Here is a 26952-nt window from a genome sequence, read left to right on the forward strand (position 1 = left end):
GTGGCCTAGGGTGGGCACGATGAACCACGGAGTCGCACTGCCCCTCGACCAGCCGGAGACGTCGGTCCGGGCCGCAGGCGGATCCACGGTCCGCCGCTCCGTCCTCCCGAGCGGTGTCCGCATCCTCAGCGAATCGGTGCCCGGCGCCCGCAGCGCCACGATCGGCTTCTGGGTGGCCGCGGGATCGCGCGACGAGCGGCCCGGCCGCCCCGCGACCGCGGGCGAGCCCGCCGTGCCCTCCAACGTGGGCTCGACGCACTTCCTCGAGCACCTGCTGTTCAAGGGAACGCAGAAGCGGTCCGCCCTCGACATCGCCGTGTCCTTCGACTCCGTGGGCGGGGAGCACAACGCTCTCACCGCCAAGGAGTACACCTGCTACTACGCCAAGATCCAGGACCGCGACCTTCCGATGGCGGTCGAGGTGATCGCCGACATGGTGACCTCGAGCCTGATCGACCCGGACGAGTTCGAGACCGAGCGCGGGGTCATCCTCGAGGAGCTCGCGATGGCGGACGACGACCCGGCCGACGTCGCGGGGGAGAAGCTGTTCGAGGCCGTCTTCGGCGACCACCCTCTGGGCCGCCCGATCGGGGGCACCGCCGCGACCATCGGCGAGGCCACCCGCGATGCGGTCTGGGCGCACTACCGCTCCGCCTACCGCCCGCGCGACGTGGTGATCACGGTCGCCGGCGCCGTCGACCACGAGGCGCTCGTCGCGCTGCTCCAGCGGGTGCTCGTCGCCGACGGCTGGGACCTCGGCACGGCGGCCTCGCCCGTCGAGCGGCGCGTCGGCGGCCGCGCCTCCTACACCCGCGGCAGCGCCCTGTCGGTCGTGCACCGCCCCACCGAGCAGGCGAACCTGCTGGTCGGCTTCCCCGGTCTCGCCGCGGGCGACGAGCGGCGGATGACGATGGGCGTCCTCAACTCGATCCTCGGCGGCGGCATGTCCTCGCGGCTGTTCCAGGAGGTGCGCGAGAAGCGCGGCCTGGCCTACTCCGTCTACTCCTTCGCCCCGTCCTACTCCGACGCAGGCCTCTTCGGGCTCTACGCCGCGTGCACCCCGGCGAAGGCGGGGACGGTCGCCGAGCTCCTGCTCACCGAGTTCCAGCGCCTCGCCGAGGACGGCGTCACCGACGACGAGCTCGCCCGCGCCCGCGGCCAGCTCTCGGGAGCGGCGGCGCTCGCGCTGGAGGACTCCGACACCCGGATGTCGCGCCTCGGCCGCGCCGAGCTGACCTTCGGAGAGTTCGTCGACCTCGACGAGAGCCTGCGCCGACTCGCCCTCGTCGGCGCGGAGGACGTCCAGGCACTCGCGGCAGACTTGGCCCGGGGGCCGTCGTCGATCTCGGCGGTCGGCGCGGTCGACGAGTCGGCCTTCGCCGGGATCACCGGGATCGGGAGCGCCTCCGCGATCTGATCCGATCGTCGAACGCCCGCTGAACGCGCATCGCCGCGCCGCACCAGGGAGGACCCCGTGTCCCACTACATCTACCTCGTCCGCCACGGCGAGCAGCAGGACGCCGAGCACGGCATGCCGGACGGCCCGCTCTCGGCCCGTGGCGAGCGCCAGGCGCGGCTCATCGCCGAGCGGCTCGGCGGAGTCCCCTTCACCGGAGCGTGGCACTCGCCGCTGCGCCGGGCCGAGGAGACGGCGGCCCGCTTCCAGACGCTCCTGCCGAGCCTGCCGCTCGAGCCGTCCTCGCTGCTGTTCGACTGCATCCCCTCGGGACCGACCCCGGACATGCCCAAGGCGTTCGAGCCCTTCTTCGGCAGCGTGACCGCGGCCGAGATCGAGGCGGGACACGCGCAGATGCAGGACGCGGTGGCCGAGTTCCTGGCGCCGTCGCGCGAGGACCGCCACGACCTCCTCATCACCCACAACTTCGTGATCGGCTGGTTCGTCCGCCACGTGTTCGACGCTCCCGACTGGCGGTGGCTGGGCCTCAACCAGGCCAACTGCGGGCTGACGATCATCCGGGTCCGCTCCCGCAAGCCGCCGGTGCTCGTCGTGCACAACGACCTCTCGCACCTGCCGGTGGAGCTGCGCACCGGCCTGCCGGAGGCCCAGCCGTACTGAGCCGCGGGCTACGCTGAGTCGGTGACTACCTCCGTCGCCGTGGTCGGCGCGTCCGGCCGACTCGGCTCGTTCACCTGCTCGCTCATCGAGGCGTCGAGCGAGTTCACGCTCGTCGCGCGGCTCGGCTCGCGGAGCGATCCCGCCGAGATGCTCGCGGCCGACGTCGTCGTCGACATGACCGTGCCGGCCGTCAGCCAGCAGATCGTCGACTTCGCCGTGGCGAACGGGAGGAAGGTGCTCGTCGGCACCTCCGGCTGGACCGGCGACCGCATCGCGGCCCTCCGGCGCAGCGTCGCCGAGCAGCCCGAGGCCGGCGTCGTGATCATCCCCAACTTCTCGCTGGGCTCGGTGCTCGCGACTGCACTGGCGACCGTGGCCGCGCGCTTCTTCGACGCCGCCGAGATCATCGAGACCCACGGCGCCCGCAAGGTCGACTCGCCCTCCGGGACAGCGGTCCGCACGGCCGAGCTCCTGCTGCGCGCGCGTGCCGAGCTCGGTCCGGTGCAGGCTCCGCACACCGACCAGCGTGCCCGCGGCCAGCAGGTCGCGAGCGTCCCGGTCCACAGCCTCCGCCTGCCCGGAGTGGAGGCGCGCCAGGAGGTCGTCTTCGGCGGCACCGGCGAGACGGTCACCATCCGCCACGACACCACCTCGCAGGCGTCCTACGAGCAGGGCGTCCTGCGCGCTCTCGACGCGGTCCGGACGACCACGGGCGTGGTGGTGGGCCTCGACGCCCTGATCGACCTCCGCGCCGCGTTCGACGCCGCGCCTCTCGCCGAGCGGCCGGTCGACGAGCGTCCCGTCATCGACCGGGCTCCGTCCGGTCAGGCCGCCGCAGCGACGAGCATCCCGTGAGGACCCGCATCGGCGTCGTCCTGATGGCGGTCCTGCTCGCGCTCTACCTGTTCGTCTGCCTGCAGTACTCCGTCGTCGCGTTCGCCGCGGCGACGGTGCCGGGCATCGTGATGGGCGTCGGCCTGCTGATCCTGGGCGCGGTCGGCGTCTGGGGGCTCGTGCGCGAGCTGCTGTTCGGGCTCCGTGCGGAGAAGCTGGCCCGGCGGCTCGAGGGCGAGGACGCGCTGCCGCAGGAGGTCCTCGACTCGCGCGCCAGCGGGCGCCCGCTCCGGGAGGAGGCGGACGCGCTGTTCCCGCAGTACGCGGAGGAGGTCGACGCGCAGCCCGAGAGCTGGCGCGCCTGGTACCGCCTCGGTCTCGCCTACGACGCGAGCGGCGACCGCAAGCGCGCCCGAGGCGCCATCCGCCGGGCCATCGCCTTGGAGCACGAGGCTCCGGCCTGACCGCTCCGCCACGACCGGGCGACGCGGGCACGGCGCTCCGGACGAGGACCGCTCCGGACGAGGACCGCTCAGGACGAGGACCGCTCAGGCGGCCGGGATCAGGCGAGCACCCACTCCAGCGCCTCGCCGACGGTGCGGTGGCGGAACGTGAAGCCGTCGTCGAGGAGCCGCTGAGGGACCAGGCGCTGGCTCGAGAGCAGCAGCTCGTGCCCGGCGTCGCGCAGCGCGAGCTCGATGATCTTCTCGGGGACGGCCAGCTTGAACGGGCGGTGCAGCTGCTCGGCGAGCGTGCGCATCACGTCGTTCGCGGTCGCCGGCACCGGTCCGGCGAGGTTCACCGGGCCCGAGAGCGAGGACGTGAGCAGGTGCCGGATCGCCGCGGCCTCGTCGTAGAGGCTGATCCAGGGCCAGGCCTGGTTGCCGCTGCCCAGCGGGCCGCTGAGACCGAGCTTCGTCAGCGGCAGGAGCGGCTTGAGCGCGCCGCCGTCGCCGAGCACGAGCCCGGTGCGGACGGTGACCACCCGCGTGGCCTCGGGGGCGAGGCGGGCGGCCTTCTCCCAGCGGTCGACGACGTCGGCGAGGAACCCGTCGCCGCGCGAGGACTGCTCGGTGAGCTCCTCGCCCGGGCGGTCCCCGTAGTAGCCGACCGCGGAGGCGTTGATCAGCGTCGTCGGCGGGGTCGAGGACATCCGCATCGCGTCGGTCAGTGTCTGCGTGGACTGGATCCGCGAGTCGAGGATCTCCCGCTTGTAGGAGGAGGTCCACGGGAGTCGGCTGATCGAGGCGCCGGAGAGGTTGATCACGGCGTCGACGCGGTCGAGCACGCTGAAGTCGAGCATGTGCGAGGTGGGCGCCCAGTGGAACTCGTCCGGGCTCGACGGGGCGTGGCGCACCAGGCGCAGGATCTCGTGCCCCTCGGCGCGCAGCTGACGGGTCAGCTCCGAGCCGATCATCCCGCTGGCCCCCGAGATCAGGACGCGGAGTCGGGGAGCGGACGAATCCTGCCGGGCCGAGGGCTGCTCGGACGGCGTCGACACGTGCTCACCCGGCGTGCGCGCGGCGCGTCGCGGCGAGCCGGAGCCCGTGCTCCCGTCGTGGTCGGAGTGCCGTGCGGATGAGTCGCTCATGGTGCCTCCCGGAGCCGGTCGCGGGCCGCCCGCGAAGCGGACCCAGCCTAGAGCCTCGTGCCAGGGAGTCGGCCGAGCGCCCGTCACGACGGGTGGTCGCCGGACGACGCAGGGATGCATCGCCGAGGCGACGGAGACGGGATCGGTCCGCGCCGCCGAGGGTCTATGTTCGATCCGTGACAGAGCAGACGAGCAAGCCCTCCGACCTCACGAGCGGATCCGACGAGAACGCCCCGGTCTTCCGCAGCGACGTCGTCGTCGAGCTGGTGCGCGCGAGCGCCCACGACTCCGACGTGCTGTTCGCGGCCCGCGTCTCGACTCAGGGGGAGAAGACGCTCGCCGAGGCGCTCGACGGCGAGGAGTCCGACGCGGAGCTGCAGCGCAAGCGCGACCGCGGCCTGATCAACTACCTGATGCGCGACCGGCACGGCTCGCCGTTCGAGCACAACTCGATGACCTTCTACGTGCAGGCGCCGATCTTCGTCTTCCGCGAGTTCATGCGGCACCGCATCGCCTCCTACAACGAGGAGTCGGGCCGCTACCGCGAGCTCCGCCCGGTCTTCTACGTGCCCGGCCCGCGGCGCAACCTCGTGCAGGTCGGCAAGCCCGGCGCCTACTCCTTCGAGCCGGGCACCCCGGAGCAGGCCGAGCTCGTCGCCGAGGAGACGCGCCGCGTCAGCACGCAGGCCTACGAGTCGTACCAGCGGATGCTCGGCGAGGGCGTCGCCCGCGAGGTCGCCCGGATCGTCCTCCCGCTGAACATCTACTCCTCGATGTACGTCACGCTCAACGCCCGCTCGCTGATGAACTTCCTCTCCCTGCGCACCAAGCGCGAGGACTCGACGTTCCCCTCCTTCCCGCAGCGCGAGATCGAGATGGCGGCCGAGCAGATGGAGACGCACTTCCAGGAGCTGATGCCCCTCACGGCCGCCGCCTTCACGGCGAACGGGCGCGTCGCCCCGTAGATGGCCGCCGGGCGCGTGTGCGTCGCGCGGCCTGAGGCGTCGCGTCTCCCGGCGCCCGCTTCGTCTGCAGGGGCCCGTGCCGTCTGCAGGGGCCGGTGCCGTCTGCAGGCGTCCGTGCCGTCCGCAGGGGCTGGTGCCGTCTGCAGGCGTCCGTGCCGTCCGCAGGGGCCGGTGCCGTCTGCAGGCGTCCGTGCCGTCCGCAGGCGTCCGTGCCGTCCGCAGGCGTCCGTGCCATCTGCAGGGGATCATCGAGGGGGAGCGCTCTCCTCCGCCTGGACAGCGCGCCGAGGACAGGATCTCCTGCAGATGGCACCGGCGCAGCCTGCAGATCGCACGGGTCCGGCCTGGAGATCGCACGGGTCACCCGTGTCGGCGGGGCGGCGGAGCGTCCTCCCCAGGCGCCGGTAGGAACAGCTCTCCCCAGTTCCGGCGATCGCACCGTCGACGGCGGTCCCGGTCACGCCACCCTCGACGGATGCGAGCGTCCTGTACCACCCTCCTCCGCGCCGGCGGCGTCGTGAAGACGGAGCAGTTCCTCCGGGAGGGGACGACGCGACGGGAGCTGTCCCGTGCCGTCATGTCGGGATCGCTCGTCCGCATCCGGAAGGGCTGGTACGCACTACCCGGTCTCGCTCCCGCGGTCGAGCAGGCCTTCCGCGTCGGAGGGGTCCTCGCCTGCGCGGATGCAGCACGCGTCCACGGGCTCTGGGTCCCGGCTTTCCGCGGTCTCCACGTCGGAGTGCCGGAGCAGGCCTCGCGTCTGCGCGATCGCGAGCGGTACCACCTGCGACTCGACACCTCCGACGACGTCGTCGTGCACTGGTCAGCCGCTGCTGCACCGCCCTGCACCCTCGTGCAGAGCATGGAGGACTGCATCGTCATCGCCTCCCACTGTCAGGGCGCCGAGTTCGGCTTCGTCCTCCTCGAGTCGGCGCTCCGGCAGGGGCTCCTCGGCACGGCGGCCAAGAACCGCCTGCTCGCCCGTCTGCCGACCCGGCTCGCGGTGCAGCTGCGCTGGGCGGGAAGGCTCTCCGAGAGCGGACTCGAGTCGATGGTCGCTTTCCGCCTTCGGAGGATCGGAGTCCGCTTCCGGCAGCAGGTGCGCGTGGGCGCTCGCCGTGTCGACTTCCTCATCGGCGAGGTCCTCGTCCTGGAGGTGGACGGCTCGGAGTTCCCCGAGGCCGACAGGGACAACCGTCGCGACATCGAGCTCGGACGCCTGGGCTATCGGATCCACCACTTCCGGACCGCGACCGTCGACACGCACTGGGAAGCGGCGGAGGCGGACATCCTCGCAGCCGTCTCCCGCGGCGATCATCTGCGCTCGTAGGCGATGGGGTCATCGGCGGCAGTCCCTGCGCCGCAACGCGAGCTGCAGCAGTGTCGTCCGAAGGGAGCTGTGCCGTCTGCAGGGACACGTGCCGTCTGCAGGGACGCGTGCCGTCTGCAGGGACACGTGCCGTCTGCAGGGACGCGTGCCGTTCTCAGGGACACGTGCCGTCTGCAGGGACAGCTGCCGTCTACAGGGACACGTGCCGTCTGCAGATGCGGTCTGCAGGGGTGTGTGGTCTGCAGGTGCGATCTGCAGGGAGGTGTGTCGTCTGCGGGTGCGATCTGCAGGGGATCCTCCGCGCGGCCGAGCCGTTGAGCGGAAGAACGCCCCGTACCGCGGAGAACTCCTGCAGACGGCACCGCCCCCTGCTGACGGCACGACCCCATGCTGACGGCACCGCCCCCTGCAGACGGCACCACCCCCTGCAAACGGCACACCTGCACTCACCGGAGCTGCGCGGCGGCGACCCGCTACCCTGGCAGCGTGTCAACTCCGGAGAATCCCTTCGGCCAGGTCCTGGTCGCCCTGGTCACCCCGTTCACCGCCGACGGCGAGGTCGACTGGCCCGGTGTCGAGAAGCACATCGACGACTGCATCGCAGCGGGCGCGGACGGCATCGTGGTCACCGGGACCACGGGCGAGACCAGCACCCTGACCGACCCGGAGAAGATCCGCCTCGTCGAGGTCGGCCGCTCGGTCGCCGGAGGCCGCGCCAAGATCATCACGGGAGGCGGCTCGAACGAGACCGCCCACGCCATGCAGCTCGCCCGTCAGAGCGAGAAGGCCGGCGCCGACGGCAACATGATCGTCACCCCGTACTACAACAAGCCCACCCAGGCGGGCGTGCTCACGCACTTCCGGATGATCGCGGACGCGACGGACCTGCCGGTCATCCTCTACGACATCCCCGGCCGCACCGGCGTGCCGATCCGCTACGAGACCATCCTGCGGGCGGCCAAGCACCCGAACATCCTGGCTGTGAAGGACGCGAAGGGCGATCTCTCCGAGGTCAGCCGCGTGCTCAACCAGACCGACCTGATGTACTTCTGCGGCGACGACGCGAACGTGCTCCCCGAGCTCGCCATCGGCGCCACGGGACTCATCGGCGTCACCGCGAACATCGCCGCCTCTCCGTACCGCACCATCGTCGACGCCGTGAACGCGGGCGACCTCCACGCAGCCACCCGCGCTCACCAGCAGCTCGAGCCGCTCGTGCGCGCCGTGATGACCCACGTCCCCGGGACCGTCGCCGCGAAGTACATCCTGCACGGCCTCGGCCGCATCTCCTCGCCGCGCGTGCGGCTGCCCCTGGTCGGCCCGGAGGAGTCGGAGGCGGCGCTCATCGAGGACGAGCTCGGCCTGGTCCGCGACATCCCGGGCGTGGACTTCCGCAACTTCCGGCCGGACCGCAATGCGGCGGCCGGCGGCGCCCTCCCGAAGGTCGCCGGCACCACCCGCTGAGCCCGAGCGGCACGTCCCGAGAAAGCACCGCTGGAGAAGGAGGGCGCATGCCCGGTCCCGTGATCATCCCCGCCCCCCTCGCGCCGGGAACGCTCCGGATCATCCCCCTCGGCGGTCTCGGCGAGATCGGCCGCAACATGACCGTCTTCGAGATCGACGGCAGGCTCCTGGTCGTCGACTGCGGCGTGCTCTTCCCGGAGGAGGACCAGCCGGGCGTCGACCTGATCCTCCCGGACTTCACGCCCATCAGGGACAGGCTCGACGACATCGTCGGAGTGGTGCTCACCCACGGCCACGAGGACCACATCGGCGCCGTCCCGTACCTGCTCCGGCTGAAGCGCGACATCCCGCTGATCGGCTCCACGCTCACGCTCGCCCTCGTCGAGGCGAAGCTCAAGGAGCACCGGATCACGCCGTACACGCTCACCGTGAAGGAGGGCGACGTCGAGAACCTCGGGCCCTTCGAGCTCGAGTTCGTGGCCGTGAACCACTCGATCCCGGACGCGCTGGCCGTGTCGATCGTCACCGACGCGGGCTCAGTGCTGCACACCGGCGACTTCAAGATGGACCAGCTGCCGCTCGACGGCCGGATCACCGACCTGCGCGCCTTCGCCCGCCTCGGCGAGGAGGGTGTCGACCTGTTCATGGTCGATTCCACCAACGCCGACGTCCCCGGCTTCACGCCCAGCGAGCGCGACATCGGCCCGGTCATCGAGAGCGTCATGGCCAAGGCGACCCGCCGCGTCATCGTCGCGAGCTTCTCCAGCCACGTCCACCGGGTGCAGCAGGTGCTCGACGCGGCGCACGCCACCGGCCGCCGCGTGGCGCTGCTCGGCCGCTCCATGGTCCGCAACATGCGCATCGCCGCGGACCTCGGCTACCTCCACGTCCCGCCGGGCGTCCTGGTCGACATGAAGAAGTCGGGCGACGTCCCCGAGGACAGGATCGTCTACATGTCCACCGGGTCGCAGGGCGAGCCTATGGCCGTCCTCAGCCGGATGGCCAACCTCGACCACCAGATCGAGCCGGGGGAGGGCGACACCGTGATCCTCGCCTCCAGCCTCATCCCCGGCAACGAGAACGCGGTCTACCGGGTCATCAACGGGCTCACCCGGCTCGGAGCGACGGTCGTGCACAAGGGCAACGCGAAGGTGCACGTGTCCGGGCACGCCGCGGCCGGCGAGCTGCTCTACTGCTACAACATCCTCAAGCCGGTGAACGTGATGCCGGTGCACGGCGAGTACCGGCACCTGGTCGCCAACGCGCAGCTCGCGCGCGAGACCGGGATCGCGGAGGAGAACACGATCATCGCCGAGGACGGCACCGTGATCGACCTGCTCGACGGGAAGGCGAGTGTCGTCGGACGGCTCGACCTGGGGTTCGTCTACGTCGACGGATCGTCGGTGGGCGAGATCACCGACGCCGACCTGAAGGACCGGCGGATCCTCGGCGAGGAGGGCTTCATCTCGATCATCGTGGTGGTCGAGGCGGGCTCGGGGCGGATCGTCGTCGGCCCCGAGATCCACGCGAAGGGCTTCGCGGAGGACGACAGCGTCTTCGACGAGGTCAAGCCCCGGATCGCGGCCGCGCTCGAGGAGGCGGTGCGGAACGGAGCGAGCGATCAGCACGCGCTCTCGCAGGCCGTCCGTCGCGTCGTCGGCCGCTGGGTCAACACCTCCTACCGCCGCCGGCCCATGATCGTGCCGCTCGTCATCGAGGCCTGAGCCTCCTGGCCGGGGGCCGATCGGCGTCGGGTCGCCGCGGCGCGGGTCGCCGGCACTGACGGGGGCGGCGGGTACGGTGGCCTCATGGCGACCAGTACCAAGACGACCTCCCGCGGGCGCGGCAGCGCGACTCCGCGCTCCGGCGCGCCGCGATCCGGCCGGGGCTCGGGCAAGGCGGCCGCCGAGACGAAGACGGTGGCCTTCGAATCCGCCCCGCGCACCAACCCGGCCGTGCGGCTCTGGATGGCGCTGGCACACCTCGCGGGCGGCGCCGCCCGCGCCCTCGGTCCCGAGCGGCTGGCGAAGGAGGAGCGCCGCGACGGCGTCCCCTTCCTCCTGCTGCTGCTCGCCGTCGCGGGCGCGGTCGTCGAGTGGTTCCTCGCGACCGACCCGGTCGCCCTGGTGCTCGACGCGTGGAGCTTCGGCGGCTTCTTCGGCAGGGTCGCCTACGTGCTGCCGGTCGTCCTGCTCCTCTTCTCCCTCTGGCTCTTCCGGCACCCCCGGTCCGTCGACGACAACGGGCGGATCGGCGTGGGCGTCATCACGCTGCTCGTCGCCTCCGCAGGCATCTGCCACGCGCACCTCGGCCTGCCGCAGCCCGGCCAGGGCATCGAGACCATGGCGGCAGCGGGAGGCGTCCTCGGCTGGCTGGTGGGCGCCCCGCTCGCGGCGATCGCCACCGTCCCCGGCGCGACCGTGCTGCTGTCGCTCGTGATCCTGCTGTCGCTGTTCATCATCACCAAGACCCCGCCGAACCGCATCGGGGCGCGCTCGCGCGAGCTCTACGGCTACCTCTTCGGCGCCCCCGTCCTCGACGACGAGGAGCGCGCCCGCCTGAAGGCCGAGCGGGCCGCTGCCAAGGCCGCCGCGAAGGCGGAGGCCGAGCAGGAGGAGGACGCGCAGCAGGACGGCGGAGAGCTGCCCTGGTGGCGCCGCACCGAGTCCGGGCGCGAGGACGAGCCGACCGTGCAGACCGAGCTCCCGATCGACTCCTTCACGGAGGTCATCGAGGGCACCGCGCCCGCCCGCGGCCGCGCGAAGGGCTTCGACACCGCGCTCGAGGAGCGCGACGACGAGGCGCACCCGCCGACCCGCTCCTACGGCACCGAGGTGCTGGCCGAGGCCGAGACCGCCGAGGCGGCCCTCGCCCGCTTCGAGCAGTCGGGCGCGCCCCGCGGCGCGACCGGAGTGGTCGACGACGACGCGACCGAGGTCATCCGGCTCGACCGCCTCGACGTGGCGCCCGCCGTCCCGATCCCGCCCGTCATCGAGACCGGCCCGATCACGCCCCTCGCCGAGGAGGACCCGACCGCCGAATTCGACTCCTCGTTCGAGGACGACGCACCGTACCGCCTCCCCTCGGCTGCCGCCCTCTCGACGGGCACGCCCTCCAAGGCACGCTCGGCGGCCAACGACGAGATGGTCCGCGCCATCACCGAGGTGCTGCAGCAGTTCAACGTGGACGCGACCGTCACCGGCTTCTCCCGCGGCCCGACCGTCACCCGCTACGAGATCGAGCTCGGCCCGGGCGTCAAGGTCGAGCGCGTCACCGCGCTCAGCAAGAACCTCTCCTACGCCGTCGCCAGCAACGAGGTCCGGATCCTCTCCCCGATCCCGGGCAAGAGCGCGATCGGCGTCGAGATCCCCAACACGGACCGCGAGATCGTCTCGCTGGGCGACGTCCTCCGCTCGCCGGCCTCGACGACGTCCACGCACCCGATGACCATCGGCGTCGGCAAGGACGTCGAGGGCGGCTACGTCGTGGCGAACCTCGCCAAGATGCCGCACCTCCTGGTCGCCGGCTCCACCGGCTCCGGCAAGTCCAGCTTCGTCAACTCGATGATCACGAGCCTGCTGATGCGCGCGCGCCCGCAGGACGTGCGCATGGTCCTGATCGACCCCAAGCGCGTGGAGCTCACCATCTACGGCGGCGTGCCGCACCTGATCACTCCGATCATCACGAACCCCAAGAAGGCCGCCGAGGCGCTGCAGTGGGTCGTGAAGGAGATGGACATGCGCTACGACGACCTCGCGTCGTTCGGGTTCCGCCACATCGACGACTTCAACGCGGCCGTCCGCGCCGACGAGATCAAGCTCCCCGCCGGCAGCAGCCGCGTCCTCAAGCCGTACCCCTACCTCCTCGTGGTGGTCGACGAGCTCGCCGACCTGATGATGGTCGCCCCGCGCGACGTCGAGGACTCGATCGTGCGGATCACCCAGCTGGCGCGCGCCTCGGGCATCCACCTCGTGCTGGCCACTCAGCGGCCGAGCGTCGACGTGGTGACCGGGCTCATCAAGGCGAACGTGCCCAGCCGCCTCGCCTTCGCGGTGACCAGCGTGACCGACTCGCGGGTCATCCTCGACCAGCCGGGAGCCGACAAGCTCATCGGGCAGGGCGACGGCCTCTTCCTCCCCATGGGCACCAACAAGCCGATGCGCGTCCAGGGCGCCTGGGTCCGCGAGGACGAGATCGCGAAGGTCGTCGAGCACGTCACCCGTCAGGCGCAGCCCGAGTACCGCCAGGACATCACCGTCCAGGCCCAGCGCAAGGAGATCGACTCCGACATCGGCGACGACCTCGAGCTGCTGGTCGCAGCGGCCGAGCTCGTCGTCAGCACGCAGTTCGGCTCGACCTCGATGCTGCAGCGCAAGCTCCGCGTCGGCTTCGCCAAGGCGGGCCGCCTGATGGACCTGCTCGAGTCGCGCGAGGTCGTCGGCCCCTCCGAGGGGTCGAAGGCCCGGGACGTGCTGGTCACCGCCGAGCAGCTGCCGGGCGTCCTCGCGCGGATGCGCGGCGAGGACCCGGGCGAGGGGCCCGCCGCGCCGTCCTCGGTCGCCCCGGACCCGTACGCGGATCCGCTGGCCGAGCCGACGGGGCCCGCCGCCACGGACTACCACGACGACGACGAGGGGTCCGGCGAGGACGCCTGGACGCTGACGGGACGCGAGTGACCGACCCGGTCGCCCGTACTGCGAGGAACGGCGGAGCACGATGACCACTCCCACTGCACCGGCTCCGGCCGCGTCGGGCAACTGGAACCTGCCGAACGCGATCACGGTCGTCCGGATCCTGCTGGCGCCCGTCTTCTTCTGGCTCCTGCTGGCCGACGGGGGGCAGGACGGCGGGGTCCGGATCGCGGCGGCGCTGCTCTTCATCGTCGCCATCGCGACGGACGGCATCGACGGGCACATCGCTCGGAGCCGTGGTCTCGTGACCGATCTCGGCAAGCTCCTCGATCCGATCGCCGACAAGGTGCTCACCGGGGCGGCGCTCGTCGGTCTCTCGATCCTCGCGGAGCTGCCCTGGTGGGTGACGATCGTCATCCTGGTGCGGGAGATCGGCATCACCGTCTTCCGGATGGCCGTCCTCTCGGACCGGGTGATCCCGGCGTCGCGGGGCGGCAAGCTCAAGACGATCGTGCAGTCGGTGGCGATCTCCCTCGCACTGCTGCCGCTCTGGGCCGTCCTCGGCGAGTGGGTGCACTGGCTCAACGGCGTCACGATGACCGCCGCCGTGGTGCTCACAGTCGTCACCGGGATCGACTACCTCGCCGACGCCGCCCGCCAGAGCCGGGCCGCCCGGACGACGCGGTGACGGCCGCGCAGCTCCTCGCCGAGCTCCGCCGGCGGGACGTCGACCTCGCTGTCGCGGAGTCCCTCACCGGCGGCGCGCTCAGCTCGGCCCTGGTGGAGGTGCCCGGCGCCTCCGCCGTCTACCGCGGGGGAGTGGTGAGCTACGCCACCGACCTCAAGGACCGGCTCCTCGGGGTCGACGCGCGCGTCCTCGACGCGCGGGGGCCCGTCGATCCCGGAGTCGCGGTCCAGATGGCGCGCGGAGCGTCCTCGCGGCTCGCGGCTGACGGGCGGCCGACGCTCGGCCTGGCGACCACGGGAGTCGCCGGTCCGGATCCGCAGGGGGACGCCGCCGTCGGCACCGTCTTCGTGGCGGCCGTCCTCGGCGCGGACGAGCTCGTCCGCGAGTACCGGTTCGACGGAGACCGCGCCGCGATCCGCGCCGCCTCGGTCGGCGCGGCCCTCGCGCTCGGCGCGGAGCTGCTCCGCCGCGGGGCATGAGGCGGATACCCAGCCGGGGCCTTCCGGGAATCGGAATGCGCTGCATTGCGGCCCGGTTACATCTGCTGTCGCTCACACGCAAAGTCCAGTCATCCGGTATTAGAGTCGACACCATACGAACCGGGTAGTGAACAGCTATCCGGTTCTCTCGTCCCAGCCCCCCGATCACCCGCTCCGGAGACTCTCCGGAGCCCGTGATCGCGGTGCAGGTGCACGACATGCGGTTGACGTGGAGAAGGAGGGTCCAGTGGTTCTAGTTCGTCAGGAGATCGGCGATGTCCTCAGGGACTTTCGCCTGCAGAAAGGTCGTACGCTCCGTCAGGTGGCGAGCAAGGCGAGCGTTGCGCTCGGCTACCTGAGCGAGGTCGAACGCGGTCAGAAGGAGGCCTCCTCGGAGATCCTCGCCTCTGTCGCAGACGCCCTCGACACCCCCATCTCGGTGATCATGCGCGAGGTCGGCGATCGTCTCGCCGTCATCGAGGGCATCGATACCATCCCCGACACCATCCCGGCCGACATGGTCGCCGGCTTCGACGCGGACCTCGTCACGCAGTAGTCGGCTCCCGTCCCCTCCACTCACCGCACCCGCTCCACGCGAAGGGCGCCCAGGCTCCGGCCGGGCGCCCTTCGGCGTTCCCGGGGAGTGCCGCTCCGGTCAGCGGCTACCGTGGACGCATGCGCTTGAGCGAGTTCCGGCAGCTGGTCGACGACGAGTTCGGCGGCGCCTACGCCCGTGTCCTGGTCTCCGACCTCGTGCTGACCGAGCTCGGGGGCCGCACCGCGGAGCGCGCCCTCGCGGACGGAGCGGAGCCGCGCGAGGTCTGGCTCGCCCTCTGCCGCGCCAACGACGTCCCCGAGGCGCGGTGGCACGGGGCGGATCCGCGGAAGCGCCACCGCTGACGCGCCCGCTGCCGAAGCCGTGTTCGACACGCCGACGGCTCGTGCTCGAATCCGTGTTCGAACGGGTCTAGGCTCCTCCACAGAAGCAGGAACGGCCCCGTCTCCACGGAGTCGCTCTCGCTCGGCCCCGATGTCGGTGGTCGGGCGTACCGTCGGAGACACCTGAACGGACCTGCTTCACCGCCTTGTCGCAGCCGGCCGGCACTGTCACTCCGACAGCCACCGGCATGTCGCGACAGCCTGTAGGCGACACCACCACGAACACGAGAGCGAGACGGCCATGCCCAGTTCCTCCGACCGCGAGAAGTCCCTCGAGACCGCACTCGCCCAGATCGACCGCCAGTTCGGCAAGGGCGCCGTCATGCGCCTCGGCAGCGACGACCGCGCCCCCGTCGAGGTGATCCAGACCGGTTCGATCGCGCTCGACGTCGCGCTCGGGATCGGCGGGCTGCCCCGCGGCCGCATCGTCGAGATCTACGGACCCGAGTCCTCCGGAAAGACCACCCTCACGCTGCACGCGATCGCGAACGCGCAGCGCAACGGCGGCATCGCCGCCTTCATCGACGCGGAGCACGCGCTCGACCCCGAGTACGCCAAGAAGCTCGGCGTCGACATCGACTCCCTCCTCGTGTCGCAGCCCGACACCGGAGAGCAGGCGCTCGAGATCGCCGACATGCTCGTGCGCTCGGGCTCGATCGACCTCATCGTGATCGACTCCGTCGCGGCCCTCGTGCCGCGGGCCGAGATCGAGGGCGAGATGGGCGACTCCCACGTCGGCCTGCAGGCCCGCCTCATGTCCCAGGCACTGCGCAAGCTGACCGGCGGGCTGAACACCACCAACACCACGATGATCTTCATCAACCAGCTGCGCGAGAAGATCGGCGTCTTCTTCGGAAGCCCCGAGACCACCGCGGGCGGCAAGGCGCTCAAGTTCTACGCGTCGGTCCGCCTCGACATCCGCCGCATCGAGACGCTGAAGGACGGCACCGACGCGGTCGGCAACCGCACCCGCGTCAAGGTCGTGAAGAACAAGATGGCCCCGCCCTTCAAGCAGGCCGAGTTCGACATCCTCTACGGCGTCGGCATCTCGCGCGAGGGCAGCCTGATCGACTTCGGCGTCGAGCACGAGATCGTCCGCAAGTCGGGCGCCTGGTACACCTACGACGGCGACCAGCTCGGCCAGGGCAAGGAGAAGGCGCGCCAGTTCCTCATCGACAACCCCGATGTGGCCGCCGAGATCGAGAAGCGCATCCTGGTCAAGCTCGGCGTGATCGTCGACCCGAACGCGGCCGTCGAGGCCGCTCCGGTTGCGATCGAGACCAAGCAGCCCGTGCGCAAGGGCGCCTAGCCCGTGGCGGAGAAGGCCGCGGAGGGGGCGAAGGGCCGCCCCGTGGCCTTCCTGCCCTGGGTCGACCGGGGTGCGGCGGGCGACGAGGGCTGGGCTTCCGCAGCGCCGGACGCCGACGGGCCCGGGTCGCTCCCGGAACCGCCCGAGTCACGCGTGCCGCGCACGAGCGCTCCGGGGGCGGCCGCACGAAGGTCGGAGGACTCCGCCGTCGACGGCGCCCCGTCTTCGGCTTCCGAGCGGATTGCCGAGCTCTCGGCACATACCGCCCGGCGCGTGCCCGCGTTCGTCGAGAGCGCGGACGACGAGGACGACGACGATGCGATCGAGATCCCGGAGGAGATCGATCCCGAGCAGGTCGCCGACCGGATCGTGCGGGGGCTCTCCCGCAAGAGCCTCTCGGTCGCCGAGGTCGAGGCCCGCTTGTACACGGAGGGCGTCGCCGAGAAGGACGCCCTCGAGATCCTCGAGCGCTTCACGCGCTTCGGCTACCTCGACGACCTCCGGATGGCGGAGCAGCTGGTCGTCTCGCTCCGCGACCGCAAGAAGCTCGGCCGCTCCTCCATCCAGCAGGAGCTGCGCGCGCGCAAGATCGACCCCGAGGCGATCGCGTCGGCGCTCGACGAGCTCGACGGCGACGACGAGTACCGCACGGCGCTCGAGCTCGCGCGCAAGCGACTGCCGAGCCTGCGCTCGCTGTCCGACGAGGTCGCCGAGCGCCGCCTGACGGGGTTCCTCGCGCGTCGCGGCTACGCCGGTGGACTCGTGCAGCGCGTCGTCCGCGAAACGATCCGCAAGCCGGGGTCGAGCGTCCGCTTCCGCTGACGCGGCGGGCCGGGAGCGGTCCGACCGGAGCGTAGAATCCCACACCATGAGCACGCTCGGTCCCGCCCCGTCGTCCGTCGTCGAGACCCGGCCGAGGACCTACGAGGTCCGCACGTTCGGGTGCCAGATGAACGTGCACGACTCGGAGCGGCTGAGCGGCTCGCTCGAGGCGGCGGGCTACGTGTCCGCCGACGGAGCCGAGGCCGACGTCGTCGTGATCAACACCTGCGCGGTGCGCGAGAACGCCGACAACAAGCTCTACGGCAACCTCGGCCACCTCGCGTCGGTGAAGCGCCGTCACGAGGGGATGCAGATCGCGGTGGGCGGCTGCCTCGCGCAGAAGGACAAGAACGTCATCCTCGACCGCGCCCCGTGGGTCGACGTCGTCTTCGGCACGCACAACATGGGTGCCCTCCCGAGCCTGCTCGAGCGGGCCCGCCACAACGACGAGGCGCAGCTCGAGATCCTCGAGTCGCTCGACGTCTTCCCCTCCACGCTCCCCACCAAGCGCGAGTCGACCTACAGCGGCTGGGTCTCGATCTCGGTCGGCTGCAACAACACCTGCACCTTCTGCATCGTGCCCTCACTTCGAGGCAAGGAGAAGGACCGTCGCCCCGGCGACGTCCTCGCTGAGATCCAGGCACTCGTCGACGACGGCGCGATCGAGGTCACCCTGCTCGGCCAGAACGTGAACTCCTACGGCGTCGAGTTCGGCGACCGCCAGGCGTTCTCGAAGCTGCTCCGTGCTGCGGGCACCATCGACGGTCTCGAGCGGATCCGCTTCACGAGCCCCCACCCCGCCGCCTTCACCGACGACGTGATCGACGCCATGGCCGAGACCCCGGCGGTGATGCCGCAGCTGCACATGCCGCTCCAGTCCGGCTCCGACCGCATCCTCAAGGCGATGCGCCGCTCCTACCGCTCCGAGAAGTTCCTCGGCATCCTCGACCGCGTGCGCGATCGCATCCCGCACGCGGCGATCAGCACCGACATCATCGTGGGCTTCCCCGGCGAGACCGAGGCCGACTTCCAGGAGACCCTGCGGGTCGTCGAGGCGGCCCGCTTCGCCTCCGCCTTCACCTTCCAGTACTCCATCCGGCCCGGCACCCCGGCCGCGACGCTGCCCGATCAGATCCCGAAGGCGGTCGTCCAGGAGCGCTACGAGCGGCTCGTCGCCCTGCAGGACGCGGTCAGCGAGCAGGAGAACCGGACGGTCGTCGGCCGCGAGGTCGAGGTCCTCGTCGCGACCGGCGAGGGCCGCCGCGACACGGAGACCCACCGCCTGAGCGGACGCGCCGAGGACAGCCGCCTGGTGCACTTCGACGTGCCCGAGGGCTCCGAGCAGCCGCGTCCCGGAGACGTGGTCTCGGTCCAGGTCACGCGTGCCGCGCCCTTCTACCTCCTGGCGGACTCGCCCGACGGCGCGCCGCTCCGCATCCGCCGCACCCGCGCCGGCGACGCCTGGGACCGCGCGCAGACCGAGTCCTGCGGGGTCCCGGCCGCCCCGGGCGCGAGCGGGGCGCCCCGGGTCTCTCTGGGCCTGCCGTCCCTGCGCGTGCGCGACGCCGGCGCCCTGACGACGCCGATCTACGACGCCCTCGATGGCGAGCGCTGAGGCCGAAGCCCCCGATGCCGCGCCGGAGCTGATCGCGGTCGTCGGCGCGACCGGTACGGGCAAGTCCGACCTCTCGCTCGATCTCGCCGAGGCGATCCGGCAGGACGGCGGCGCCGCCGAGATCGTGAACGCCGATGCGATGCAGCTCTACCGCGGGATGGACATCGGCACCGCGAAGGTGCCGGTGGAGGAGCGGCGGGGCGTCCCGCACCATCTGCTCGACGTCCTCGACGTGACGGAGGAGGCGTCGGTCGCCCGCTACCAGGGCGAGGCGCGGCGGATGATCGAGAGCGTGCTGGCGCGCGGGGCGACGCCGATCCTGGTCGGGGGCTCCGGCCTCTACGTCTCCAGCGTCGTCTTCGAGTTCTCGTTCGCGGGCACCGACCAGGCCATCCGGCGCCGGCTCGAGGAGACCGCCGAGCGGGAGGGCCTGGGCGTGCTCGTCGAGCGGCTGCGACGGGTCGACGCCGGAGTGGCCGAGCGGATCGGTCCGCACAACGCCCGGCGCATCATCCGGGCGCTCGAGATCGCGGAGCTGACCGGCGGGAGCACGCACAGCGCGCTGATGTCCGACGAGCCCGTTCCGTGGCGCCCCGCCTCGATCCTCTTCCTCGAGGCTCCGCGGGAGGAGCTGGTGCACCGCCTCGACCGGCGGGTGGAGCGGATGTGGGCGGCCGGGATGCTCGACGAGGTCGAGCGGCTCGTCCCGCTCGGCCTGGAGCGCGGCGTCACCGCGGGCCGCGCGATCGGGTACGCCCAGGCGCTCGCCCAGCGGGCCGGCGTCCTCCGCGAGGAGGAGGCGATCGCGGACACGCAGGCCCTCACCCGCCGCTACGCGCGCCGGCAGAACAGCTGGTTCCGGCGCTACGCAGGCGCCCACCGGCTCCCGTACGACACGCCGGACCTCGTGGCCCGGGCTCACGCCGCCGCCCAGGGCGCCGCTCCCGCTCCTCGCTAGGCTGTGCGCCATGACGATCGAGCTGCACTTCACCAAGGGCCAGGGCACCGGCAACGACTTCGTGCTCTTCAGCGACCCGGACGGTGAGGTGGACCTCTCGGCTGCGCAGATCGCGATGATCTGCGACCGCCACTTCGGCGTCGGCGCCGACGGCGTCATCCGCGCCGTCCGCTCCCGCGCGATCCCGGAGGGCGCCGCGGCCCTGGCCGAGGAGAGCGAGGCGGAGTGGTTCATGGACTACCGCAACGCCGACGGCTCGATCGCCGAGATGTGCGGCAACGGCATCCGCGTCTACGCCGCGTTCCTGCTCGCGGGCGGCCTGGCGACGCTCGAGCCCGGAGACACCCTGCCGATCGGCACCCGCGCCGGCGTCCGCGACGTGACCCGCAGCGGAGCCGGATTCCAGGTCGACCTCGGCCGCTGGGAGCTGGCGGGCGGCGAGCCCCTGGTGCGGGCGAAGGAGCTCAAGGTCGCGCGCCCCGGCATCGGGATCGACCTCGGCAATCCGCACGTGGTCGTCGCCCTCAGCAACGACGAGGAGCTCGAGTCCGCCGACCTCTCCTACATCCCGCAGCTCGACCCGGAGCCCGAGGACGGCGCGAACGTCGAGTTCGTCGTCCCCGGCGAGCCCCTGGTCCACGACGGCATCGGGCGGATCCGGATGCGGGTGCACGAGCGCGGCAGCGGCGAGACCCTGAGCTGCGGCACGGGTGCCGCGGCGGCGGCGCTGGCCGTGCGCTACTGGGCGGGAGCCCGCGCTCCGCAGGCCTGGCGCGTCGAGGTCCCGGGCGGCACGCTCGGCGTGACGATGTTCGCCGCAGAGGAGGGCGAGCACGTCGGGCTCTCCGGTCCGGCCGATCTCGTCTTCACGGGGACGATCCGGATCGACTGAGGGCCGGGTCAGCCCAGGCGGGTCGTCCGCAGTACGCGGAAGCCCTTCGCCGAGGAGACGCGCTGCACGTCGAGCCGTCCGGCGAACGCTGCGCCCAGCCAGGTCTGCAGCGAGTCGGAGCCGAGGTTGCGCTGCACGACGAGCCAGGCGTCCGCGCCCTCCTCGAGGCGCGGCAGCCAGCGCTCGAGCAGGAGGTGCAGCTCCTCCTTGCCGATGCGGATCGGCGGGTTCGACCAGACGGTGCGGAAGCGCACGTCGTCGGGAACATCCTCGGGCAGCACGGCGTTGACGTTGAGGACGCCGAGTTCCTCGCAGTTGCGACGGACCAGCTCGAGCGCCCGCTGGTTGACGTCGACCGCCCACACCCGGGCGTCGGGGGAGGCGAGGGCGAGCGCGAGGGCGATCGGCCCCCAACCGCAGCCGAGATCCAGCAGGTCCCCGTCAGCGGGGGCGTCGGGTACTGCGTCCAGCAGGACGCGCGTGCCCAGATCGACGTGACCGGGGCTGAACACCCCTCCTGCCGTCGTGACCTCGAGGTCGCGGCCGGCCAGGCGGGCCCGGATCCTGCGGGGCCGGAGGTCGCCGTCGGGAGTACTCGAGAAGTAGTGCTCGGCGGCCATGAGAAGTGAACCTATCAAGACCTGAGGAGTTAGTGTTATCCGGATGACGGAAGACCTGAACGAGACCGACACGACCGAGGCCGTGGACGTCGTCTCGAGGGTCCTGGCGAACGCGCAGTCGCGCTCGGCAGGGTACTCGCGCTTCGTCGCGGGTGGAGCCCAGGCGCTGCAGAGCGCCGGCCACGAGGGCGAGAACAGCGACGGCGAGCAGTTCGACCGCGACGACCGGCAGGCGCTGCGACGCGTCGCCGGCCTCTCGACCGAGCTCGAGGACGTCACCGAGGTCGAGTACCGCCAGCTGCGCCTGGAGAACGTCGTGCTCATCGGCGTGTACTCGCAGAACTCGCTGGAGGACGCGGAGAACTCGCTGCACGAGCTCGCCGCGCTCGCGGAGACGGCGGGAGCAACGGTCCTCGACGGCCTGCTCCAGCGCCGCCCGCACCCCGATCCGAGCACCTACCTCGGCAAGGGCAAGGCCCAGGAGCTCGCGGGGCTCGTCGCCGCGCTCGGCGCGGACACGGTCGTCGCCGACACCGAGCTCGCACCGAGCCAGCGCCGCGCGCTGGAGGACGTGGTGAAGGTCAAGGTGATCGATCGCACCGCGGTGATCCTCGACATCTTCAGCCAGCACGCGAAGAGCCGCGAGGGCAAGGCGCAGGTCGAGCTCGCGCAGCTCGAGTACCTGCTCCCGCGACTGCGCGGCTGGGGCGAGTCGATGTCCCGCCAGGCCGGAGGCCAGGTGGGTGCGGGAGCCGGAATGGGCTCGCGCGGTCCGGGTGAGACGAAGATCGAGCTCGATCGCCGCCGCATCCACACCCGCATGGCACGCCTGCGCAAGCAGATCACGGCGATGAAGCCCGCCCGCGAGGCCAAGCGCGCGAACCGCAAGCGCAACGCCGTCCCCTCGGTGGCGATCGCGGGCTACACGAACGCCGGCAAGTCAAGCCTGCTGAACCGGATGACGCATGCGGGCGTCCTCGTCGAGAACTCGCTCTTCGCGACCCTCGACGCCACCGTCCGCAAGGCCCAGACGAAGGACGGGCGCCTGTACACGCTCGCCGACACCGTCGGCTTCGTGCGAGCGCTTCCGCACCAGCTCGTCGAGGCGTTCCGGTCGACGCTCGAGGAGGTGGCGGACTCCGACGTGATCGTCCACGTCGTGGACGCCTCCCACCCCGATCCCGCCGGGCAGATCGCCACCGTGCGCGACGTGATCGGAGAGGTGGGCGCCCGCAGCATCCCCGAGATCATCGCCTTCAACAAGGCCGATCTCGTGGACGAGGGCACGCGCCTGGTGCTGCGCGGTCTCGCTCCGGACGCGGTCTTCGTGTCGGCGCGCAGCGGCGAGGGCATCGACGAGCTGGAGGCGCGGATCGCCGAGATCCTGCCCGAGCCGGACGTCGAGATCGACCTGCTCGTGCCGTACGACCGGGGCGACGTGATCTCGCATCTGCACCGCAGCGGCCGGATCCTGTCGACGCAGTACGTCGAGGGCGGCACGCACGTGGTCGCCCTCGTGCACGCCGATCTGGCGGGTTCGCTCACCGAGTTCGCGGTTCCGCGGGCGGCCGCCCAGGCCTGATCCCCACCATCGCAGCGCCCGTCTCCCCGTCCGGGAGGCGGGCGCTCCGTGCATCCGGGAGGAGGTGCGGCGTCTCGCGCCCTCGACCCGCTGCGGCGGCCGGGCGCTCGGCGACGGGGAGGCGGCAGCCCTCCTCCGCCGTCCCCCGACCGCGACGGAGGGGGCGCGCGCCCCGATCGTCGGCGCCCGTCGAACGCAGAAGGGCCCGACCGGCTGCATCCCGGTCGGGCCCCTCCTGCCCGACCGGCGTCAGACCGAGCGGAGGACCGCCACGATCTTCCCGAGCACCTCGGCCTCATCGCCGAGGATCGGCTCGAAGTTGGAGTTGCGGGGGAGCAGCCAGGTGTGGCCGTCGCGCTGGCGCAGCACCTTGACGGTGGCCTCGCCGTCGAGCATGGCCGCCACGATCTCGCCGTTCTCGGCGGTGCGCTGCGAGCGGACCACGACCCAGTCGCCGTCGCAGATCGCGGCGTCGATCATCGACTCGCCGACGACCTTGAGCATGAAGAGCTCGCCCTTGCCGACGAGTTGACGGGGCAGCGGGAACACCTCGTCGATCTGCTGGTCGGCCATGATCGGCACGCCCGCCGCGATCCGGCCGACGAGGGGGACCATCGCCGCGTCGCCGACCGTCGCTGTCGACTCGAACGAACCGTCGTCCTCCGTCGAGCTGGGGACGTCGATGAGGATCTCGAGGGCGCGGGGCCGGTTCGGGTCGCGGCGCAGATAGCCGCTGAGCTCGAGCTGGTTGAGCTGGTGGGTGACGCTCGACAGCGAGGCGAGGCCGACCGCGTCGCCGATCTCGCGCATGCTCGGCGGGTAGCCGCGGCTCGACACCGAGCGCTGGATCGCGTCGAGGATCGCGAGCTGCTTGGCGCTCAGGCTCTTCCGGCGCCGGCCCGCGGCCGCCCTCGTCTTGGCGGCCGGCGTCCCGGCCGTCTGCGCGTCGCTCACGATGCTCCCTCTTCCCGGTGCGCACGCCGCGTGCGCGCCCGCCCGGTCGCGACCCGACAAGGAATGTCGGTGGTCGCTGCTGTACTACGACCAGGCTCTCGAAACTGTATCCGCCGCGAGTCCCGACGCGGAACATTCGTTCGAGTGTGTCGCGCGCGGGCCCGCCCGCGGATCAGCCCGGACGGTTCCTTGACCGCTCGGTCATTCGAAGATATGTTCGGTACAGGCGTTCGGGGCGGCCCTCCCGGCCGAGGGCCTCCCCGAATCCCTGTTGAAAGGAGCGATCCCATGACCGCACAGCTCACCTCCCGCCTGCTGCAGCACTCCTCCGCGGCTCGGCCCGTCGAGGTCCTGCCGTCCGCTCCCGAGCCGGCGGAAGCCTCCGGCGGTGCGCGGATCGTCAGCACCCGGCTGCGCCTCACCCGCCGCGGCCGCGCCGTGGTCGCCGCTCTCGGCGCACTGCCGATCGTGGCGGGCGCCTTCGCCTTCGGGCTCAACGGCGGCGGAGCGGTCGCGTCGAGCGATGCGGCTGCGGTCGAGTTCCAGTACGTCACCGTCCACGCGGGCGAGTCGCTCTGGTCGCTCGCCGAGGAGCTCGCCCCGCAGGCGGACCCGCGCGACGTGGTCGATGACATCCTCTCCCTCAACCAGCTCTCGAGCGCGGGGGTCGAGCCCGGGCAGCGCCTCGCCATCCCGGCCGAGTACGACACCGTCGGCTGAGCCGGGCGGCCCGGCCGTCCGCCTCGGGCGCTTCGCTACCATTCCCTGGTGACGACTCTCGACGACCTGCCCCTCCGCGACGACCTCCGAGGCAAGCACCCGTACGGCGCGCCCCAGGCGGTCGTGCCCGTGGCCCTCAACGTCAATGAGAACACCCACCCCGTTCCGGACGACGTCATCGCCGACATCGTCGGACGGGTCTCCGAGGCGCTGCGGACGGTCAACCGGTACCCCGACCGCGAGTTCCGCGAGCTGCGCGACTCCCTCGCCGGCTACCTCGGGCACGGGCTCACCGCGGACGGCGTGTGGGCTGCGAACGGATCGAACGAGGTCCTCCAGCACGTTCTGCAGGCGTTCGGCGGTCCCGGACGCTCGCTGCTGGGCTTCGCGCCCACCTACTCGATGTACTCGATCCTCGCGTCGGGGAGCGGGACCGAGTGGATCCCCGCTCCGCGCGAGGCGGAGTTCGAGGTCGGAGCCGAGTACGCCGCCGAGCAGGTGCGCCGGTCCCGGCCCGACATCGTCTTCCTCTGCGCTCCGAACAACCCGACCGGGACGCCGCTCGACCTCGCCGTGATCGAGGCGGTCTACGACGCGACCGACGGCATCGTCGTCGTCGACGAGGCCTACGCCGAGTTCGCCGGCAGGGACGCGCCCACCGCGCTGAGCCTCCTCCCCGGCCGCCCGCGCCTGCTCGTGTCCCGCACCATGAGCAAGGCCTTCGCCTTCGCCGGCGTCCGTCTGGGCTACCTCGCCGCCGACCCCGCGGTGATCGACGCGCTCCGCCTCGTCCGCCTCCCGTACCACCTGTCGGCCCTCACCCAGGCCGCTGCGACCGCCGCCCTCGCCCACGCCGACGAGATGCTCGCGATGGTCGGCGAGATCATCGTGCAGCGCGACCGGATGATCGACGGCCTGCGCGCCCTCGGCTACCGCCCCTACCCGACCGGCAGCAACTTCGTCCTCTTCGGCGGCGTCGAGGACCCGGCCGCCGTGTTCGAGGGCCTGCTCGCCCGCGGCGTCCTCATCCGGGACGTCGGCATCCCGAACCACCTCCGTGTCAGCGCCGGCACCGAGGAGGAGACGACCGCGTTCCTCCAGGCGCTCGCCTCGCTCCCCGCCCCGTCCTCCGACCCCGCGGTGGCGCTCTCGCGCGAGTGAGCGCCGCCCGGGGAGCGGTGACCCGGCGCGAATAGACTGGGAGGCATGACCTCCCCGAGCGCCGCACCCGGGCGCACCGCCTCCCTCAGCCGTGCCACCAGCGAGTCGAGCATCGAGCTCTCGCTCGACCTCGACGGCACGGGCGTCGCCGACCTCGAGACCGGCGTGCCCTTCTTCGACCACCTGCTGACGGCGTTCGCGAAGCACTCGCTCACGGATCTGCGCGTCCGGGCCCGCGGCGACATCGAGATCGACATCCACCACACGGCGGAGGACATCGGCATCGTGCTCGGCACGGCCATCCGCCAGGCGCTCGGCGACAAGGCCGGGATCTCCCGCTTCGGCGACGCGCTCGTCCCCCTCGACGAGGCCCTCGTGCAGGCGGTCGTCGACATCTCGGGGCGCCCCTACCTCGTCCACACCGGTGAGCCGGAGGGCTTCGCGCTGCACCTGATCGGCGGCCACTTCACCGGGTCGATGGTGCGCCACGTCTTCGAGGCGATCGCGTTCAACGCCGGGCTCACCGTGCACGTCACGGTGCTCGGCGGCAGGGACCCGCACCACATCGCCGAGGCGGAGTTCAAGGCCTTCGCCCGAGCCTTCCGTCAGGCCAAGGCCCTCGATCCGCTCGTCTCCGGCGTGCCGTCGACGAAGGGCGCGCTGTGAGCTCGGCCCGTCCCTCCGTCGTGGTCTACGACTACGGCTCGGGGAACGTGCACTCCGCCGTCAAGGCGCTCGAGCTCGCCGGTGCCGACGTCGAGCTGACGGGGGACCGGCAGCGGGCGCTGGAGGCGGACGGCCTCCTCGTGCCCGGCGTCGGTGCGTTCGACGCCGTGATGTCGGCGCTGACCCGCGCCCGCGGCGGCGAGATCATCGAGAAGCGCCTCGCCGGCGGGCGCCCCGTCCTGGGCATCTGCGTCGGGATGCAGGTGCTCTTCGAGCGCGGTGTCGAGCGCGGGGTCGAGAGCGAGGGTCTGGGGGAGTGGCCGGGGACGGTCGACCTCCTCCCGGCCGAGGTCGTCCCGCACATGGGCTGGAACACCGTCTCCGCTCCCGAGGGCTCGGTGCTCTTCGACGGCATCGCCGAGGAGCGCTTCTACTTCGTGCACTCCTACGGCGCCCGTGAGTGGTCGCTCGACGTGATGCCGCCGTTCCCGCGTCCCGCGGTCACCTGGGCCGACCACGGCGGCCCCTTCATCGCGGCGGTCGAGAACGGGCCCCTCTCGGCCACGCAGTTCCACCCCGAGAAGTCGGGCGCCGCCGGGCTCCGGCTGCTGGCCAATTGGCTGGGCACCCTCCGCACGAACTAGGATCGGCCGGT

Annotated in this window: 26 protein-coding genes; 23 read left to right on the plus strand and 3 right to left on the minus strand. The window is 71.9% G+C overall.

Annotated features, from left to right (window positions below):
• The first annotated feature begins 19 nt into the window (after positions 1-19).
• The 4 genes from GSU45_RS06180 to GSU45_RS06195 are packed head-to-tail and all read left to right on the plus strand — an operon-like array spanning position 20 to position 3375.
• Positions 20-1417 carry a pitrilysin family protein gene (locus GSU45_RS06180; RefSeq protein ID WP_159913582.1) on the plus strand — a complete coding sequence of 466 codons (1398 nt, stop codon included), beginning with the start codon at positions 20-22 and terminating at the stop codon, positions 1415-1417.
• A gap of 57 nt (positions 1418-1474) precedes the next feature.
• Positions 1475-2077: a histidine phosphatase family protein gene (locus GSU45_RS06185; RefSeq protein WP_159913584.1), complete on the plus strand. Its 603-nt coding sequence runs from the start codon at positions 1475-1477 to the stop codon at positions 2075-2077.
• A gap of 21 nt (positions 2078-2098) precedes the next feature.
• A complete protein-coding gene (gene dapB, locus GSU45_RS06190) occupies positions 2099-2932 on the plus strand; it encodes a 4-hydroxy-tetrahydrodipicolinate reductase (RefSeq protein ID WP_159913586.1) in 834 nt (277 codons plus the stop codon).
• Positions 2929-3375, plus strand: coding sequence for a hypothetical protein (locus tag GSU45_RS06195; protein WP_159913588.1), 447 nt, complete (start codon positions 2929-2931; stop codon positions 3373-3375). The genes dapB and GSU45_RS06195 overlap by 4 nt, the downstream gene beginning before the upstream one ends.
• Before the next feature lie 98 nt (positions 3376-3473).
• Here the strand turns inward: GSU45_RS06195 and GSU45_RS06200 are convergent, their stop codons facing one another.
• A complete protein-coding gene (locus tag GSU45_RS06200) occupies positions 3474-4502 on the minus strand; it encodes a TIGR01777 family oxidoreductase (protein ID WP_159913590.1) in 1029 nt (342 codons plus the stop codon).
• Between the two features lie 263 nt (positions 4503-4765).
• On the opposite strand from GSU45_RS06200, the gene thyX reads away from it, so the two are divergent.
• The 14 genes from thyX (at position 4766) to dapF (ending at position 20594) form a co-directional block, all read left to right on the plus strand.
• Positions 4766-5467, plus strand: a complete 702-nt coding sequence (gene thyX, locus GSU45_RS06205) for an FAD-dependent thymidylate synthase (protein ID WP_244230677.1) — start codon at positions 4766-4768, stop codon at positions 5465-5467.
• A gap of 475 nt (positions 5468-5942) precedes the next feature.
• Positions 5943-6797: a type IV toxin-antitoxin system AbiEi family antitoxin domain-containing protein gene (locus tag GSU45_RS06210; protein WP_159913594.1), complete on the plus strand. Its 855-nt coding sequence runs from the start codon at positions 5943-5945 to the stop codon at positions 6795-6797.
• 486 nt (positions 6798-7283) lie between these two features.
• A complete protein-coding gene (gene dapA / locus GSU45_RS06215; RefSeq protein ID WP_159913596.1) occupies positions 7284-8261 on the plus strand; it encodes a 4-hydroxy-tetrahydrodipicolinate synthase in 978 nt (325 codons plus the stop codon).
• Between the two features lie 47 nt (positions 8262-8308).
• Positions 8309-9985, plus strand: coding sequence for a ribonuclease J (locus GSU45_RS06220; protein ID WP_159913598.1), 1677 nt, complete (start codon positions 8309-8311; stop codon positions 9983-9985).
• A gap of 84 nt (positions 9986-10069) precedes the next feature.
• Entirely contained in the window at positions 10070-12937 is a 2868-nt protein-coding gene (locus GSU45_RS06225) for a DNA translocase FtsK (protein WP_159913600.1), read from the plus strand.
• Between the two features lie 40 nt (positions 12938-12977).
• A complete protein-coding gene (gene pgsA, locus GSU45_RS06230; RefSeq protein ID WP_159913602.1) occupies positions 12978-13580 on the plus strand; it encodes a CDP-diacylglycerol--glycerol-3-phosphate 3-phosphatidyltransferase in 603 nt (200 codons plus the stop codon).
• The gene (locus GSU45_RS06235) at positions 13577-14059 is read left to right on the plus strand and encodes a CinA family protein (RefSeq protein WP_159913604.1); all 483 of its coding nucleotides are present in this window, start codon (positions 13577-13579) and stop codon (positions 14057-14059) included. Before pgsA ends, GSU45_RS06235 begins: the two co-directional genes overlap by 4 nt.
• A 247-nt stretch (positions 14060-14306) precedes the next feature.
• Positions 14307-14615, plus strand: coding sequence for a helix-turn-helix transcriptional regulator (locus GSU45_RS06240; protein WP_068207524.1), 309 nt, complete (start codon positions 14307-14309; stop codon positions 14613-14615).
• 119 nt (positions 14616-14734) lie between these two features.
• Positions 14735-14959: a DUF3046 domain-containing protein gene (locus GSU45_RS06245; RefSeq protein WP_159913606.1), complete on the plus strand. Its 225-nt coding sequence runs from the start codon at positions 14735-14737 to the stop codon at positions 14957-14959.
• Between the two features lie 280 nt (positions 14960-15239).
• Positions 15240-16307: a recombinase RecA gene (gene recA, locus GSU45_RS06250; RefSeq protein WP_104224475.1), complete on the plus strand. Its 1068-nt coding sequence runs from the start codon at positions 15240-15242 to the stop codon at positions 16305-16307.
• 273 nt (positions 16308-16580) lie between these two features.
• Entirely contained in the window at positions 16581-17129 is a 549-nt protein-coding gene (locus tag GSU45_RS06255; protein ID WP_159913608.1) for a regulatory protein RecX, read from the plus strand.
• A gap of 46 nt (positions 17130-17175) precedes the next feature.
• A complete protein-coding gene (gene miaB, locus GSU45_RS06260) occupies positions 17176-18744 on the plus strand; it encodes a tRNA (N6-isopentenyl adenosine(37)-C2)-methylthiotransferase MiaB (protein ID WP_159913610.1) in 1569 nt (522 codons plus the stop codon).
• Positions 18731-19702 carry a tRNA (adenosine(37)-N6)-dimethylallyltransferase MiaA gene (gene miaA / locus GSU45_RS06265; protein ID WP_159913612.1) on the plus strand — a complete coding sequence of 324 codons (972 nt, stop codon included), beginning with the start codon at positions 18731-18733 and terminating at the stop codon, positions 19700-19702. Before miaB ends, miaA begins: the two co-directional genes overlap by 14 nt.
• 10 nt (positions 19703-19712) lie before the next feature.
• Positions 19713-20594, plus strand: a complete 882-nt coding sequence (gene dapF, locus GSU45_RS06270; RefSeq protein ID WP_159913614.1) for a diaminopimelate epimerase — start codon at positions 19713-19715, stop codon at positions 20592-20594.
• Between the two features lie 8 nt (positions 20595-20602).
• On the opposite strand, the gene GSU45_RS06275 is transcribed toward dapF, so the two are convergent.
• On the minus strand, positions 20603-21214 hold the full coding sequence (locus GSU45_RS06275; protein WP_159913616.1) for a methyltransferase: 612 nt from the start codon (positions 21212-21214) through the stop codon (positions 20603-20605).
• Between the two features lie 43 nt (positions 21215-21257).
• Here GSU45_RS06275 and hflX point away from each other — a divergent pair, with 43 nt between their 5' ends.
• Positions 21258-22796: a GTPase HflX gene (gene hflX, locus GSU45_RS06280; protein ID WP_159913618.1), complete on the plus strand. Its 1539-nt coding sequence runs from the start codon at positions 21258-21260 to the stop codon at positions 22794-22796.
• Between the two features lie 249 nt (positions 22797-23045).
• Here the strand turns inward: hflX and lexA are convergent, their stop codons facing one another.
• Entirely contained in the window at positions 23046-23678 is a 633-nt protein-coding gene (gene lexA, locus GSU45_RS06285) for a transcriptional repressor LexA (protein ID WP_244248283.1), read from the minus strand.
• A 360-nt stretch (positions 23679-24038) separates the two neighbouring features.
• Between lexA and GSU45_RS06290 the strand changes: the two genes are divergently transcribed.
• The 4 genes from GSU45_RS06290 to hisH are packed head-to-tail and all read left to right on the plus strand — an operon-like array spanning position 24039 to position 26941.
• Positions 24039-24470 (plus strand): LysM peptidoglycan-binding domain-containing protein, encoded by a 432-nt coding sequence (locus GSU45_RS06290; protein WP_159913622.1) that lies wholly within the window; start codon positions 24039-24041, stop codon positions 24468-24470.
• Positions 24471-24515: 45 nt separating this feature from the next.
• Positions 24516-25631 (plus strand): histidinol-phosphate transaminase, encoded by a 1116-nt coding sequence (locus GSU45_RS06295; protein ID WP_159916931.1) that lies wholly within the window; start codon positions 24516-24518, stop codon positions 25629-25631.
• Between the two features lie 45 nt (positions 25632-25676).
• Positions 25677-26297 (plus strand): imidazoleglycerol-phosphate dehydratase HisB, encoded by a 621-nt coding sequence (gene hisB / locus GSU45_RS06300; protein ID WP_104224484.1) that lies wholly within the window; start codon positions 25677-25679, stop codon positions 26295-26297.
• Positions 26294-26941 carry an imidazole glycerol phosphate synthase subunit HisH gene (gene hisH / locus GSU45_RS06305; RefSeq protein ID WP_104224485.1) on the plus strand — a complete coding sequence of 216 codons (648 nt, stop codon included), beginning with the start codon at positions 26294-26296 and terminating at the stop codon, positions 26939-26941. Before hisB ends, hisH begins: the two co-directional genes overlap by 4 nt.
• Positions 26942-26952 lie beyond the last annotated feature (11 nt).

The sequence above is a fragment of the Rathayibacter sp. VKM Ac-2801 genome, assembly GCF_009834245.1.
GTDB lineage: Bacteria > Actinomycetota > Actinomycetes > Actinomycetales > Microbacteriaceae > Rathayibacter.